Origin of the sequence: Paenacidovorax caeni, assembly GCF_001298675.1 — a bacterium.
Lineage (GTDB): Bacteria > Pseudomonadota > Gammaproteobacteria > Burkholderiales > Burkholderiaceae_C > Paenacidovorax > Paenacidovorax caeni.
The window spans coordinates 30,892-43,260 of record NZ_CYIG01000031.1; the positions used below are offsets into that span (position 1 = coordinate 30,892).

The 12,369-nt window shown below is 66.6% G+C and carries 12 protein-coding genes; 7 read left to right on the plus strand and 5 right to left on the minus strand.

Annotated features, from left to right (window positions below; translation table 11 throughout):
• Positions 1 to 27 precede the first annotated feature (27 nt).
• Positions 28 to 843: a prolipoprotein diacylglyceryl transferase gene (gene lgt / locus BN2503_RS13045; protein ID WP_054257097.1), complete on the minus strand. Its 816-nt coding sequence runs from the start codon at positions 841 to 843 to the stop codon at positions 28 to 30.
• Positions 844 to 1,013: 170 nt separating this feature from the next.
• Between lgt and bfr the strand changes: the two genes are divergently transcribed.
• Positions 1,014 to 1,493, plus strand: a complete 480-nt coding sequence (gene bfr, locus BN2503_RS13050) for a bacterioferritin (RefSeq protein WP_054257098.1) — start codon at positions 1,014 to 1,016, stop codon at positions 1,491 to 1,493.
• 90 nt (positions 1,494 to 1,583) lie between these two features.
• Here bfr and BN2503_RS13055 read toward each other — a convergent pair whose 3' ends face one another.
• From BN2503_RS13055 to BN2503_RS13065, 3 genes are all read right to left on the minus strand, one after another.
• Positions 1,584 to 2,081 (minus strand): flavodoxin family protein, encoded by a 498-nt coding sequence (locus BN2503_RS13055; protein WP_054257099.1) that lies wholly within the window; start codon positions 2,079 to 2,081, stop codon positions 1,584 to 1,586.
• A 231-nt stretch (positions 2,082 to 2,312) separates the two neighbouring features.
• Positions 2,313 to 4,169, minus strand: a complete 1,857-nt coding sequence (gene ilvD, locus BN2503_RS13060; RefSeq protein ID WP_054257100.1) for a dihydroxy-acid dehydratase — start codon at positions 4,167 to 4,169, stop codon at positions 2,313 to 2,315.
• Positions 4,170 to 4,368: 199 nt separating this feature from the next.
• Positions 4,369 to 4,611, minus strand: a complete 243-nt coding sequence (locus BN2503_RS13065; RefSeq protein WP_054257101.1) for a TIGR04438 family Trp-rich protein — start codon at positions 4,609 to 4,611, stop codon at positions 4,369 to 4,371.
• A 106-nt stretch (positions 4,612 to 4,717) separates the two neighbouring features.
• On the opposite strand from BN2503_RS13065, the gene BN2503_RS13070 reads away from it, so the two are divergent.
• Positions 4,718 to 5,023, plus strand: a complete 306-nt coding sequence (locus BN2503_RS13070) for a c-type cytochrome (protein WP_054257102.1) — start codon at positions 4,718 to 4,720, stop codon at positions 5,021 to 5,023.
• A gap of 125 nt (positions 5,024 to 5,148) precedes the next feature.
• On the opposite strand, the gene acs is transcribed toward BN2503_RS13070, so the two are convergent.
• The gene (acs, locus tag BN2503_RS13075; protein WP_054257103.1) at positions 5,149 to 7,146 is read right to left on the minus strand and encodes an acetate--CoA ligase; all 1,998 of its coding nucleotides are present in this window, start codon (positions 7,144 to 7,146) and stop codon (positions 5,149 to 5,151) included.
• Between the two features lie 524 nt (positions 7,147 to 7,670).
• Here acs and proV point away from each other — a divergent pair.
• From proV to BN2503_RS13100, 5 genes are all read left to right on the plus strand, one after another.
• Complete coding sequence (proV, locus tag BN2503_RS13080) at positions 7,671 to 8,930, plus strand: glycine betaine/L-proline ABC transporter ATP-binding protein ProV (protein ID WP_054257104.1); 1,260 nt, start codon at positions 7,671 to 7,673, stop codon at positions 8,928 to 8,930.
• Positions 8,927 to 10,249: a glycine betaine/L-proline ABC transporter permease ProW gene (gene proW / locus BN2503_RS13085; protein ID WP_411914291.1), complete on the plus strand. Its 1,323-nt coding sequence runs from the start codon at positions 8,927 to 8,929 to the stop codon at positions 10,247 to 10,249. The genes proV and proW overlap by 4 nt, the downstream gene beginning before the upstream one ends.
• A gap of 34 nt (positions 10,250 to 10,283) precedes the next feature.
• Complete coding sequence (gene proX / locus BN2503_RS13090) at positions 10,284 to 11,312, plus strand: glycine betaine/L-proline ABC transporter substrate-binding protein ProX (RefSeq protein WP_054257105.1); 1,029 nt, start codon at positions 10,284 to 10,286, stop codon at positions 11,310 to 11,312.
• A 157-nt stretch (positions 11,313 to 11,469) separates the two neighbouring features.
• Positions 11,470 to 11,916, plus strand: coding sequence for a hypothetical protein (locus BN2503_RS13095; protein ID WP_054257106.1), 447 nt, complete (start codon positions 11,470 to 11,472; stop codon positions 11,914 to 11,916).
• Positions 11,917 to 12,002: 86 nt separating this feature from the next.
• Positions 12,003 to 12,338 carry a YnfA family protein gene (locus BN2503_RS13100; RefSeq protein WP_199445257.1) on the plus strand — a complete coding sequence of 112 codons (336 nt, stop codon included), beginning with the start codon at positions 12,003 to 12,005 and terminating at the stop codon, positions 12,336 to 12,338.
• Positions 12,339 to 12,369: the final 31 nt, after the last annotated feature.

The window sequence follows — 12,369 nt, forward strand, 5'->3', positions numbered from 1 at the left end:
CGCAGGCGGGCTAGAGGCATTTTTCTATCAAATCCTGGCCGGCTGGCGCTGGGCCCACAGCCACAGCACCGCACCGCTGGCGATCATGGGCAGGCACAGCCACTGGCCCATGCTCATGCCCAGCGACAACAGGCCCAGAAAGCTGTCGGGCTCGCGGAAATACTCCGCCGTGAAGCGCAACGCGCCATAGCCCACCAGGAACGCCGCTGCCACCTGACCCGGCCGGCGCTCGCGCCGCGCATACAGCCACAGCAGCACGAACAGCAGCAGCCCTTCGAGCAGGAACTGGTACACCTGCGAGGGGTGGCGCGGCAGCATCGAGCCACTTTGCGGAAACACCATGCCCCAAGGCAGGTCCGGCGGCGCAAAGCGCCCCCACAGCTCGCCGTTGATGAAGTTGCCCACGCGCCCCGCCGCCAGCCCGGTGGGGACGCAGGGCGCAACGAAATCCGCCACCTGGAGCAACGGCCGCTGGCGCGAACGCGCAAACCACAGCAGCGCTACCGCAACGCCCAGCAGCCCGCCGTGAAAGCTCATGCCGCCCTGCCACACAGCAAACACCTCCAGCGGGTGGCCGAGGTAGTAGCCTGGCTTGTAGAACAGGCAGTAGCCCAGCCGCCCCCCGACGATGACGCCCAGCACGCCGAGGAACAGGATGTCCTCCACATCGCGGCGCGACCATGCCTGCGCCCCGCGCAGCGCGGAAAACGGTGCGTGCCGCAAACGCAGCACCCCAAGGAGCATGAACAGGCCGAAGGCCACCAGGTAGGTGATGCCGTACCAGTGCACGGCCAGCGGGCCTATCTGGAGGGCAACGGGGTCGATCTGCGGGTACATCAGCATGGCAGGGATTGTGCCGCAGGGCGCCCAGGGCGCGGCCCGCACAGATGCGAATGCACCTGCATCCCGCCCGCATCCCGAATGCGCGCACACGGGTATAGGCCACGCGGCTTTGCTCAGCAGCGCCATGCGCGAGATACTCCAGGCTCTGCCAACCCACAGAGAACAACACCATGCAAGGCCATCCCGCCGTCATCGACTGCCTGAACAACCTGCTGCGCGGCGAACTGGCTGCGCGCGACCAGTATTTCATCCACTCGCGCCAGTACGAAGACCAGGGCCTGACGCGCCTGTACGAGCGCATGGGCCATGAGATGGAGGAAGAGACCCAGCATGCCGACGCCATCCTGCGCCGCATTCTGATGCTGGGTGGCAAGCCCGACATGCGCCCCCTGCCCTTCACCCCGGGCGAAACGGTGCTGGAGATGCTGCGGCAGGACCTGCAGACGGAGTACAGCGTGCGCCAGCACCTGCAGGACGCCATCGCACTGTGCGAGCGCCATGGCGACTACGTGAGCCGCGACCTGCTGCTGGCCCAGCTGCGCGACACCGAGGAGGACCACGCCTACTGGCTGGAAAAGCAGCTCGGCCTGATCGAGAAGGTGGGCCTGCAAAACTACCTGCAGACGCAGGCGGGCGGCACGCCCGGCTGAGCATAAAAAGCGGCTCCAGCGCTTATACAGAAAGCGCTGGCAGCTCATCTTTCAGGAGTAAACCGCGCCATGGCAGCGCGGTTTTTTGTTTCAGAAAATGCCCATCTCCAGCCCCGTCGCCAGTGCCTCGCCCAGCGCGCGGCAGTCCGCCAGCGCCTCGGGCGCCAGGGTCTTGGGCGCGAGGATGGCATCGGGCGTTTGCGCACCGGTACACACGATCAGGGGCTCGGCCACCGCCTTGAGGCGCCAGCCGGTGGCGATGCGCTCCATCTGGCGCACGGCATTGCGGCCGTCGCTGCCGGCGCACACCAGCAACGCGAAGGCGCGGCCGTTGATGCGGTCGAGCGCGCCGTAGTAGCTGCGGTCAAAAAAATCTTTCATCACACCGCTGACGGCGGCCAGATTCTCGGGGCAGGCGAACACGTAGGCGTCAGCGGCCAACAGGTCGGCCGGCCCGGCATCGGCGGCGGGCAACAGCCGCACCGCCACCACGGCACCACAGCCCAGCGCACCGGCCTGCAGCGCCTCGGCCATCTGGCGCGTGCCGCCGGTGCGCGAGTGGTAGACGATCAGCAGTGTCTTGGCCATGCCAGCCCCCATGAAAAAAGCCGCCCCGGCCCTGTGCGCGGTAGCGGCTCGCGGTGAATGCGTGGAGGATCAGAACGTGTGAATGAATCCGGCGTGGCCGAGCAGCGCGCCACAACGCGGCCCATCAAGGCGCAAAGCGCAGCCATAGCTTGTGCTATGGCGAGCATTTGCAACGCCGAGGGGGCGTGTTTTGGCGTGATGAGCGGGCATGGCGGATTCGTTCACACGTTCTCAGTCCAACAGCGACAGGTCGCGCACCGCACCCTTGTCGGCGCTGGTCACCAGCTTGGCATAGGCTTTGAGCGCGGCAGACACCTTGCGCGGGCGCGGCTGCGCGGGCTTCCAGCCCAGGGCATCCTGCTCGGCGCGGCGGCGCGCGAGCTCCTCTTCGCTGACCAGCACGTTGATGCTGCGGTTCGGGATGTCGATGCGGATGCGGTCGCCGTTGCGCACCAGGCCGATGGCGCCACCTGCCGCAGCCTCGGGCGAGCAGTGGCCAATCGACAGGCCCGACGTGCCGCCCGAGAAGCGCCCATCCGTCAGCAAGGCGCAGGCCTTGCCCAGGCCCTTGGACTTGATATAGCTGGTGGGGTAGAGCATTTCCTGCATGCCCGGGCCACCCTTGGGGCCTTCGTAGCGCACGATGACCACATCGCCCGCCTTGACCTTGTCGGCCAGGATGTTGGCGACTGCCTCGTCCTGCGATTCGGTCACGTGGGCCGTGCCCTCGAACACCAGGATGGAATCATCCACCCCAGCGGTCTTGACGACGCAGCCATCCAGGGCAATGTTGCCCGTGAGCACGGCCAGGCCACCTTCTTTGCTGAAGGCATGTTCGTAGGAGCGGATGCAGCCCGCCGCGCGGTCCAGATCCAGGCTGGGCCAGCGGCTGGACTGGCTGAACGCCACCTGCGTGGGAACGCCGCCCGGGCCGGCCAGGTAGAAGGTGCGCACGGCTTCGTCTTGCGTGCGCACGATGTCCCACTGGTCCAGCGCCTCACCCAGGGTCTTGGCATGCACCGTCGGCACGTCGGTGTGCAGCTTGCCGGCACGGTCGAGCTCACCCAGGATGGCCATGATGCCGCCCGCACGGTGCACGTCTTCGATGTGGTACTTGTCGGTGTTGGGCGCCACTTTGCACAGCTGCGGCACGGTGCGCGAGAGGCGGTCGATGTCGGCCATGCCGAATGCGATGCCCGCCTCTTGTGCGATGGCCAGCAGGTGCAGGATGGTGTTGGTGGAGCCGCCCATGGCGATGTCCAGCGTCATGGCATTCTCGAAGGCCTTGAAGCCCACGGCACGCGGCAGGATGGAGGCGTCGTCCTGCTCGTAGTACTGGCGCGCCAGCTCGACGATGCGGCGGCCTGCGCGCTTGAACAACTGCTCGCGGTCAGCGTGCGTGGCCACCACGGTGCCATTGCCGGGCAGCGACAGGCCCAGCGCCTCGGTCAGGCAGTTCATCGAATTGGCAGTGAACATGCCCGAGCAGGAGCCGCAGGTCGGGCAAGCCGAGCGCTCAACTTCGGCCACATCGGCATCGCTGGCCTTGCTATCGGCAGCCATCACCATGGCGTCGATCAGGTCGAGCTTTTTGAACTGCACCGTGGCCGTGCCTGGCACCGCAAGCTGGGCCTTGCCCGCTTCCATAGGGCCGCCCGACACGAAGATCACTGGAATGTCCAGGCGCATCGCGGCCATGAGCATGCCGGGGGTGATCTTGTCGCAGTTGGAGATGCACACCATGGCGTCAGCGCAGTGCGCGTTGACCATGTATTCCACGCTGTCGGCAATCACGTCGCGGCTGGGCAGCGAGTACAGCATGCCGTCGTGGCCCATGGCGATGCCATCGTCCACAGCGATGGTGTTGAACTCCTTGGCCACGCCGCCCGCCGCCTCGATCTCGCGTGCGACGAGCTGGCCCAGGTCCTTGAGGTGCACATGGCCGGGCACGAACTGGGTGAAGGAGTTGACCACCGCAATGATGGGTTTGCTGAAATCTTGGTCCTTCATGCCGGTGGCACGCCACAGGGCGCGCGCACCAGCCATGTTGCGGCCAGCGGTGGAAGTTTTGGAGCGGTAGGCAGGCATCGTGGATGGAGGGAAAAATGATGTCTCGAAAGGGTCTGGGCCCTTGCGCTTCGGGGCCACCGGGCGCCGCGGCGCAGGCTTCTTGGGCCCCGCATTGCTGGATCGCGCTGTTTTGATTATGTCGCAGCCCCAATGCCCCGGCGGATGCACGAAAAACCCGGGAACCGCAGTGCCCGGGCTGGCGAGGAGAGGAAAGGCGTCAACGTGGCCGGCGCGTGCCCATGCCCAGCGCTTCCTTGTGCTTGTTCACGCGCGCCTGCTTGCGGCGCTCGATCTTTTCGACTTCCTTGCGCTTGGTGTAGCCGGAGGCGTCAGCCCAGGCCCACCACGCCGCCGTCAGCCCATAAGGCGCCAGAACCCACCACCAAGACCAGTTGGCCACCGGGCCAATTTCGAGATACTTGAGCAGTGTCAGAACAAGCGCCAGCCCTAGCATGTACATATCTGCCTCCGTAGGCGGAAAATGGTAATTCCGTAGTGCCAAAGTCAACCAAGGCCACTACAATTTCGTTCAACCTAATGTACCCCAACCACAGAGAAAGACCACGATGAACCGTACTCTGATCACTCTCGCCATGGCACTGTCGGTGGCCGCCCCGGCCATGGCCGACGAAGCCCTGGCCAAGTCCAAGAACTGCATGGCTTGCCACGCTGTCGACAAAAAGCTGGTCGGTCCCGCCTACAAGGACGTCGCCAAGAAGTACGCCGGCCAGAAGGATGCCGAGGCCACCCTGGTCTCTCATGTGCTGAAGGGCAGCAAGGACGTGTGGGGCCCGGTTCCCATGCCCGCGAACGCCAACGTGACCGAAGCCGAAGCCAAGAAGCTGGTGGCTTGGGTGCTGTCGCTGAAGTAATTTCAGGCGACTCCACCAAAAACCGCAGCGTGCGAACGCTGCGGTTTTTTTCTGCCCGGCACAAACGAAAAAAGCCCGCAGCGCGGGCTTTTTGCTTGGTCGCTGCGCCACAACTGGCGCGTGCGTCAGTTGGTCTTGGCCAACTGGTCCAAGATGGTCGGGTTTTCCAGCGTGCTGGTGTCCTGGGTAATCGCCTCGCCCTTGGCCAGCGAACGCAGCAGGCGGCGCATGATCTTGCCGCTGCGCGTCTTGGGCAGGTTCTCGCCGAAGCGAATGTCCTTGGGCTTGGCGATCGGGCCGATTTCCTTGGCGACCCAGTTGCGCAGCTCGTTGGCCAGTTGCTTGGCCTCTTCGCCAGTGGGCACGGGACGCTTGAGCACGACAAACGCCACAATGGCTTCACCGGTCAGGTCGTCAGGGCGGCCCACCACGGCAGCTTCTGCCACCAGATCGGTCTTGGCCACCAGAGCCGACTCGATCTCCATCGTCCCCATGCGGTGGCCCGACACGTTGAGCACGTCGTCGATACGGCCGGTAATGCGGAAGTAGCCGCGGTCCTCGCTGCGCACAGCGCCATCGCCGGCCAGATAGATGGTGCCCCCCATTTCCTCGGGGAAGTAGCTCTTCTTGAAGCGCTCGGGATCGCCCCAAATGGTGCGAATCATCGACGGCCAGGGGCGCTTGATGACCAGCATGCCGCCTGCACCGTTGGGCAGGTCCTTGCCGGTTTCATCGACGATGGCGGCCTTGATGCCCGGCAGCGGCAGCGTGCACGAGCCCGGGACCAGCGGTGTGGCGCCCGGCAGCGGGGTGATGACGTGACCGCCGTTCTCGGTCTGCCAGAAGGTGTCGACGATGGGGCAACGCTCGCCGCCCACATTGCGGTAGTACCACATCCAGGCTTCGGGGTTGATGGGCTCGCCCACGCTGCCCAGCACGCGCAGGCTGGTCAGGTTCCAGTTCTTGGGGTGCACCTTTTCGTCGGAGTCGGCCGCCTTGATGAGCGAACGGATGGCCGTGGGCGCGGTGTAGAAGATCGAGACCTTATGGCGCTCGATCATTTCCCAGAAGCGGCCGGCGTGCGGGAAAGTCGGCACGCCCTCGAACACCACCTGTGTCGCACCAGCGGCCAGCGGGCCGTAAGCCACGTAGGTGTGGCCGGTGATCCAGCCAATATCGGCCGTGCACCAGAACACGTCGCTCGGCTGCAGGTCAAACGTCCACAGCATGGTTTGGCGCGCCCACAGCGTATAGCCCCCGGTGGAGTGCTGCACCCCCTTGGGCTTGCCCGTCGAGCCGCTGGTGTAGAGGATGAAAAGCGGGTGTTCAGCGCCCACGGGCACGGGAGCGCACTCGGTGCTCTGGCCCGCCAGAGCCTCGGTGAAGGTGACGTCGCGGCCTTCAACGCGGTTCCAGGCGCTGGCCGTGCGCTCATAAACCAGCACGGTCTTCACGCTGTCGCAGCCGCCCATGGCCAGGGCTTCGTCGACGATGGACTTGAGCGGCAGCTCCTTGCCACCACGCAGCTGGTAGTTGGCCGTGATGATGGCCACGGCACCCGCGTCGATGGTGCGCTCATGCAGCGCCTTGGCAGAAAAGCCGCCAAACACCACGCTGTGCGTGGCACCGATGCGCGCACACGCCTGCATGGCCACCACGCCCTCAATGGTCATGGGCATGTAGATCAGTACGCGGTCACCCTTTTGCACGCCGCGTGCCTTGAGCGCGTTGGCGAACTGGCCCACACGGGCAAGCAGCTCCTTGTAGGTGACCTGCGTAACGGCGCCGTCGTCAGCTTCGAAGATGATGGCGGTCTTGTTCTCGACCGGCGTGCCGATGTGGCGATCCAGGCAGTTGGCCGAAGCGTTCAGCTCACCATCGGCAAACCACTTGTAGAACGGCGCATTGGACTCGTCCAGCGTCTGCGTGAACGGCCGGCTCCACTGCAAGTTCTCGCGCGCCAGGCGCGCCCAGAAACCCTCGAAGTCTTTCTCGGCTTCGGCGCACAGGGCCTCGTAAGCCTGCATGCCGGCAATACGGGCGTTCTTCACCGTGTCTTCGGACGGCGGGAAAACGCGGTTTTCCACCAAGACGGATTCGATCGCGGATGTGGGCTCACTCATGGTGTTGTCTCCTAAGTTTGATGAAATTCGGCTCGTACTTTGGGCGGCCGCACTTACAAGCCACTGACTGGCGCGAAACTTACATAGGCACCAAAACCCGACTCCCAGGCGACAGCGTTTATCACATCTAGGAAAACCTGTGTTTTGACTCAAAAACACTAAATTCCTATACTTACTCGGTGTTTTACAACCTGCAACGCAGGTAATTTGCCCTCACAGCCAGGGCAAATCGTTCCCGGTGGAGGCGCTCAACGCCGCCGTCCACCGGCCGGGCCGCCACTGCGGCCCTGACGCACCGAACCGTGCAGCGCCTCTCGCAGGCACCGCACGCGCCAGCCGCAGGGGCATCACCCTGCCCGGCGCACCCAGGCCCTTGCGCACCGCTGCGGTGCCATCCGGGCCGCTCTTTGCCACGACGCGAACCACCCCGCCGGCGCCCTGCCAACCGCGGGCGTGCTGCCGCATCCGGTTTTTCCAGCGCACTGGCGCTGCATTCAACCCATTTTTGAAGGGAGGACACCCACATGGCTAAACCCATCGCCATCGAACATGTGTTCAAAGTCTTCGGCGACGCGCCACAAGCCGCGCTGGACCTGGTACGCCAGGGCTGTAGCAAGCAGGAGATCCTGGAACGCACCGGCCAATCCATCGGCGTTTTTGACGCCCATTTCCACATTGAGGCGGGCGAAATCTTCGTCGTCATGGGCCTCTCGGGCTCCGGCAAATCAACCCTGGTGCGCATGCTCAACCGCCTGATCGAGCCCACGGCGGGGCGCATCCTGGTCGGTGGCGAGGACATCAACCAGCTGTCCGACCGCGCCCTGCGCGCGCTGCGCCGCAAAGACATCTCCATGGTGTTCCAGTCGTTTGCGCTGCTGCCGCACCTCACGGTGCTGGACAACACGGCCTTCGGTCTGGAGCTGGCGGGCGTGGAGCGCGCCGAGCGGCAGCGCCTGGCCGCCGCCGCGCTCGAGCAGGTCGGCCTGGCCGGCTGGGGCGCGAGCTACCCCGACGAACTCTCGGGCGGCATGCAGCAGCGCGTGGGCCTGGCCCGCGCGCTGGCGGCAGACCCGTCGATTTTGTTGATGGACGAGGCCTTCTCCGCGCTCGACCCCATCATCCGCACCGAGATGCAAAGCGAGCTGCTGCGTCTGCAGCAAGAGCGCCGCCGCACCATCGTCTTCATCTCGCACGACCTGGACGAGGCCATGCGCATCGGCGACCGCATCGCCATCATGAAGGATGGCCAGGTGGTACAGGTTGGCACCCCCGACGAGATCCTGCGCAGCCCGGCCAACGACTATGTGCGCAGCTTCGTACGCGGCGTGGACGCCGCCGCCGTCTTCAAGGCAGGCGACATCGCACGCCAGCGCCTCACGGTGGTGCGCGAGCATTCCGACCGCGGCTGCCGCGCCGCGCTGCAGCTCCTTGAGGGGCACGACGACAACTTCGCTTACGTGGTCAGCCCCACGCAGCGCTACCTGGGCACCGTCTCGGCCGACTCGCTGCGCGCGGCGCTGCACGGCCACCACGGCCCCCTGGGACTGCAGCACGCCTACCTGGCCGACGTACCGCCCATCCCGTCCGACGCCGCCGTGGCCAACCTGTTCGGCCAGGTCGCGCATGCACCGTGCGCGCTGCCGGTAGTCGATGGCGACGGCCGCTTTCGCGGTGCCATCAGCAAGACCACGCTGCTGCGCTTTCTCGACCGCGATACGCCGCCCCTTCCCCCGGATGCGCTCCGGTCGGGCCACCAAGACAACCACGCCGGGAGCCCCGCATGAACGACAACGCACCACTGACGCCCCCCACCGCCCCGGACGCCCTGCCCGCCCTGGCCACCGCCACGCCCTGGGATGCAGGCGCCAGCACCGAAGCCTCCGCGCAGCCCATGGAGCACTCGCCCTGGGACATGCCGCCGGAGCCCGCCACGGTCTCTCCCGCAACCCCTGCGGCCGAGCCTTCGGCGGACCCCTGGGCCGCCAGCGCCGCAGCGCCTGACACGGCCTACGGCAGCGCCAACGCCTCGCCCGACTGGCTGGCGGCACCAGACCCAGGCACCAGCGCCGCGCACACCCTGCAGGATGCCGCTTCGCCCGACGCACTGGCCAGTGCCGACCCGTCGGCGCTGCAGCAACTGCTGGATGGCACCCTGCCCGTCGAGGCCTGGATCAACCAGGGCCTGGGCTGGGCGGTGGAGCACTTGCGCCCGTTCTTCCAAAGCGTGCGCGCGCCCATCGACGGCACGCTCACCTGGGTCGAGGGCCTGCTGACCAGCCTGCCCGCCGCTGCCCTCATCACCCTGCTGGGGCTGCTGGCATGGCAATTCGCGGGCCGCGCCCTGGCCCTGGGCACGGTGGTGTCGCTGGCGCTGGTGGCGCTGCTGGGCATCTGGCCCGAGGCCATGGTGACGCTGTCGCTGGTGCTCACCTCGCTGGTGTTCTGCATCGCCATCGGGCTGCCGCTGGGCATTGCCCTGGCCGCCAGCGACCGCGCCCAGCGCTGGGTGCGCCCGCTGCTCGATGCCATGCAGACTACGCCCGCCTTCGTCTACCTCGTGCCGGTGGTGATGCTGTTTGGCATCGGCAACGTGCCGGGGGTCATCGTCACCATCGTGTTCGCGCTGCCGCCGCTGGTGCGCCTGACCACGCTGGGCATCCGCCAGGTGCGCCCAGACCTGGTGGAAGCCGCGCGCTCCTACGGCGCCTCGCCCTGGCAGTTGCTGGCCAAGGTGCAACTGCCGCTGGCCATGCCGTCCATCATGGCTGGCATCAACCAGGCGCTGATGCTGTCGCTGTCGATGGTGGTCATCGCTTCGATGATCGCCGTGGGGGGCCTGGGCCAGATGGTGCTGCGCGGCATCGGCCGCCTCGACATGGGCCTGGCCACCGTGGGTGGCCTGGGCATCGTGCTGCTGGCCATCACGCTGGATCGCCTCACGCAGGCCATGGGCCAAACACGCCGCGACAGCGCCAAAGGCCTGCGCCGCTGGTGGCAGACCGGCCCCGCTGGCGTGCTGCTGCGCCTGCTCGCCCCGCTGCTGCGCCCCACCCACCCCACCGCCCAGCCGGGTGCCACCACGCACACAGCGGCGCACCACTGATTTTCCCTGCCACCCCACAAACCAGGAGCACACCATGACCGACCTACGCCACATCCTGCCCCGCCTTCTGCGCCCCGCCGCCGCAGCCCTGCTGGCCCTGGGCGCCACCTTCACCCTGGCCGCGCAGGCCAGCGAGCTGCCGGGCCAGGGCGTGAAGGTGCAGCCGCTGCAAAGCTCGATCGCCGAGGAAACCTTCCAAACCCTGCTGGTCGTGCGCGGCCTGCAAAAGCTCGGCTACGACGTGCAGCCCATCAAGGAAATCGAGTACGCCACCGCCCACGTTGCGCTGGCCAACGGCGACGCCACTTTCATGGCCGACCACTGGGACCCGCTGCACGCCGACTTCTACAAGAACGCCGGCGGCGACGCCAAGCTCTGGCGCAAGGGCGCCTACTCCACCAACGCCGCCCAGGGCTACCTGATCGACAAGAAGACCGCCGACGCACACCAGATCACCAGCATCGCGCAGCTCAAAGACCCGCAAATCGCCAAACTGTTCGACACCAACGGCGACGGCAAGGCCGACCTCACCGGCTGCACGCCCGGCTGGGGCTGCGAGGCCGCCATCGAGCACCAGCTCACCGCCTACGGCCTGCGCGCCACCGTCACCCACGTGCAGGGCAGCTACCCGGCGCTGATGGCCGACACCATCGCCCGCTTCAAGGCCGGCCAGCCGGTGCTGTACTACACCTGGACGCCATACTGGGTCAGCGCCGAGCTGCGCCCGGGCAAGGACGTGGTCTGGCTGCAGGTGCCCTTCACGGCCCTGCCCGGCGACCAGGCCGGGCTGAAAACCGCCTTGCCCGACGGGCGCAACTACGGCTTTCCGTTGAACACGCAGAAAATCGTCGCCAACAAAGCCTTCGCCGAAAAGAACCCGGCCGCCGCCAAGCTGTTCGAGGTGATGCAACTGCCCGTGGCCGACATCAACGCGCAGAACCTGGCCATGAAGAACGGCCAGAAGCAGAGCGCCGACATTGAACGCCACGTGGACGGCTGGATCCGCGCGCACCAGAAGACCTTTGACGGCTGGGTGGACAGCGCCAAGGCAGCCGCGCGGTAAGCCTGGAAATTCGGATAAAAATAGCTTCCAGCGCTTGTGTATCAAGCGCTGGAAGCTATTTTTTTGATAGTCCACCGCGCCGTTGCCTCGCGCCATGCCTGCCCACGGCGTGCATTGCGCAGCGCGGCACCCGCCCCCATCGACAAGGGAACGCCCCATGACCGCCTCCATCCGCCGCCCCTGGTTCGGCCTTAGCGCCACCCTGCTCGGCTGCCTGGCCGTGCTGGCCGCCGTCCTGCCCCTGTGGGTGCTGCCGGTGCTGCAGCCCCCGGAGCCGCTGGACAAGGTGATCGTCAGCACGGCCGAAAAGGTCAAGGCGCGCATCGCCGCCCAGGCCAAGGGCGTGGCATACCAGGAGCCCGCGCGGCACACCGACTGGTACCGCGTCCTGGCAGCTGCGGCGGCCACGTTCGGCGCCCTGGCCATCGTGCTGGCGGCGGTGTCCGCCGTCGCGCGCGAGCCCCGGCGCTTCGCGGTGGTCGCGGCGGCCCTCGGGGTAGGCGCCCTCCTGTTCCAGCTGAGCGTGGCGGTGGCCACGGCGCTCATCGTCTGCCTGCTGATCCTGGCCGTGCTGTGGGCACTGGGCATCACGCTGCCGTTCTAGCGGGCGGCTGCCAGTTTTTTGTTCTTTAGCCCCTCAGCCCAAGCGGGGCAAGCGCCAGCAGCTCGCATTTGTGTAGCATGGCCGCCATGCTCATGCTGAAAACCCTGGGTCTGTTCTTGGTCACCGCGATCGCCGAGATCGTCGGCTGCTACCTCCCTTACCTGTGGCTCAAGGAGGGCAAAAGCGCCTGGCTGCTCCTGCCCGCCGCCGCCAGCCTGGCGCTGTTCGCCTGGCTGCTGTCGCTGCACCCCACGGCCGCCGGGCGCGTGTATGCGGCCTACGGCGGGGTGTATATCGCCGTGGCGCTGCTGTGGCTGTGGGTGGTCGATGGCATCCGCCCCACGGCCTGGGACGCCGTAGGCTGCGCCGTGGCGCTGGCGGGCATGGCCATCATCATGTTCGCACCGCGCGGCGGCGCCTGAGCACAGCCATGGCACGCGACTGAATGGCCTG

Bases quoted from the DNA above. Each gene is read 5' to 3' on its own strand.
- lgt (WP_054257097.1), bottom strand. From the start codon at position 843: ATGCTGATGTACCCGCAGATCGACCCCGTTGCCCTCCAGATAGGCCCG.
- bfr (WP_054257098.1), top strand. From the start codon at position 1,014: ATGCAAGGCCATCCCGCCGTCATCGACTGCCTGAACAACCTGCTGCGC.
- BN2503_RS13055 (WP_054257099.1), bottom strand. From the start codon at position 2,081: ATGGCCAAGACACTGCTGATCGTCTACCACTCGCGCACCGGCGGCACG.
- ilvD (WP_054257100.1), bottom strand. From the start codon at position 4,169: ATGCCTGCCTACCGCTCCAAAACTTCCACCGCTGGCCGCAACATGGCT.
- BN2503_RS13065 (WP_054257101.1), bottom strand. From the start codon at position 4,611: ATGTACATGCTAGGGCTGGCGCTTGTTCTGACACTGCTCAAGTATCTC.
- BN2503_RS13070 (WP_054257102.1), top strand. From the start codon at position 4,718: ATGAACCGTACTCTGATCACTCTCGCCATGGCACTGTCGGTGGCCGCC.
- acs (WP_054257103.1), bottom strand. From the start codon at position 7,146: ATGAGTGAGCCCACATCCGCGATCGAATCCGTCTTGGTGGAAAACCGC.
- proV (WP_054257104.1), top strand. From the start codon at position 7,671: ATGGCTAAACCCATCGCCATCGAACATGTGTTCAAAGTCTTCGGCGAC.
- proW (WP_411914291.1), top strand. From the start codon at position 8,927: ATGAACGACAACGCACCACTGACGCCCCCCACCGCCCCGGACGCCCTG.
- proX (WP_054257105.1), top strand. From the start codon at position 10,284: ATGACCGACCTACGCCACATCCTGCCCCGCCTTCTGCGCCCCGCCGCC.
- BN2503_RS13095 (WP_054257106.1), top strand. From the start codon at position 11,470: ATGACCGCCTCCATCCGCCGCCCCTGGTTCGGCCTTAGCGCCACCCTG.
- BN2503_RS13100 (WP_199445257.1), top strand. From the start codon at position 12,003: ATGCTCATGCTGAAAACCCTGGGTCTGTTCTTGGTCACCGCGATCGCC.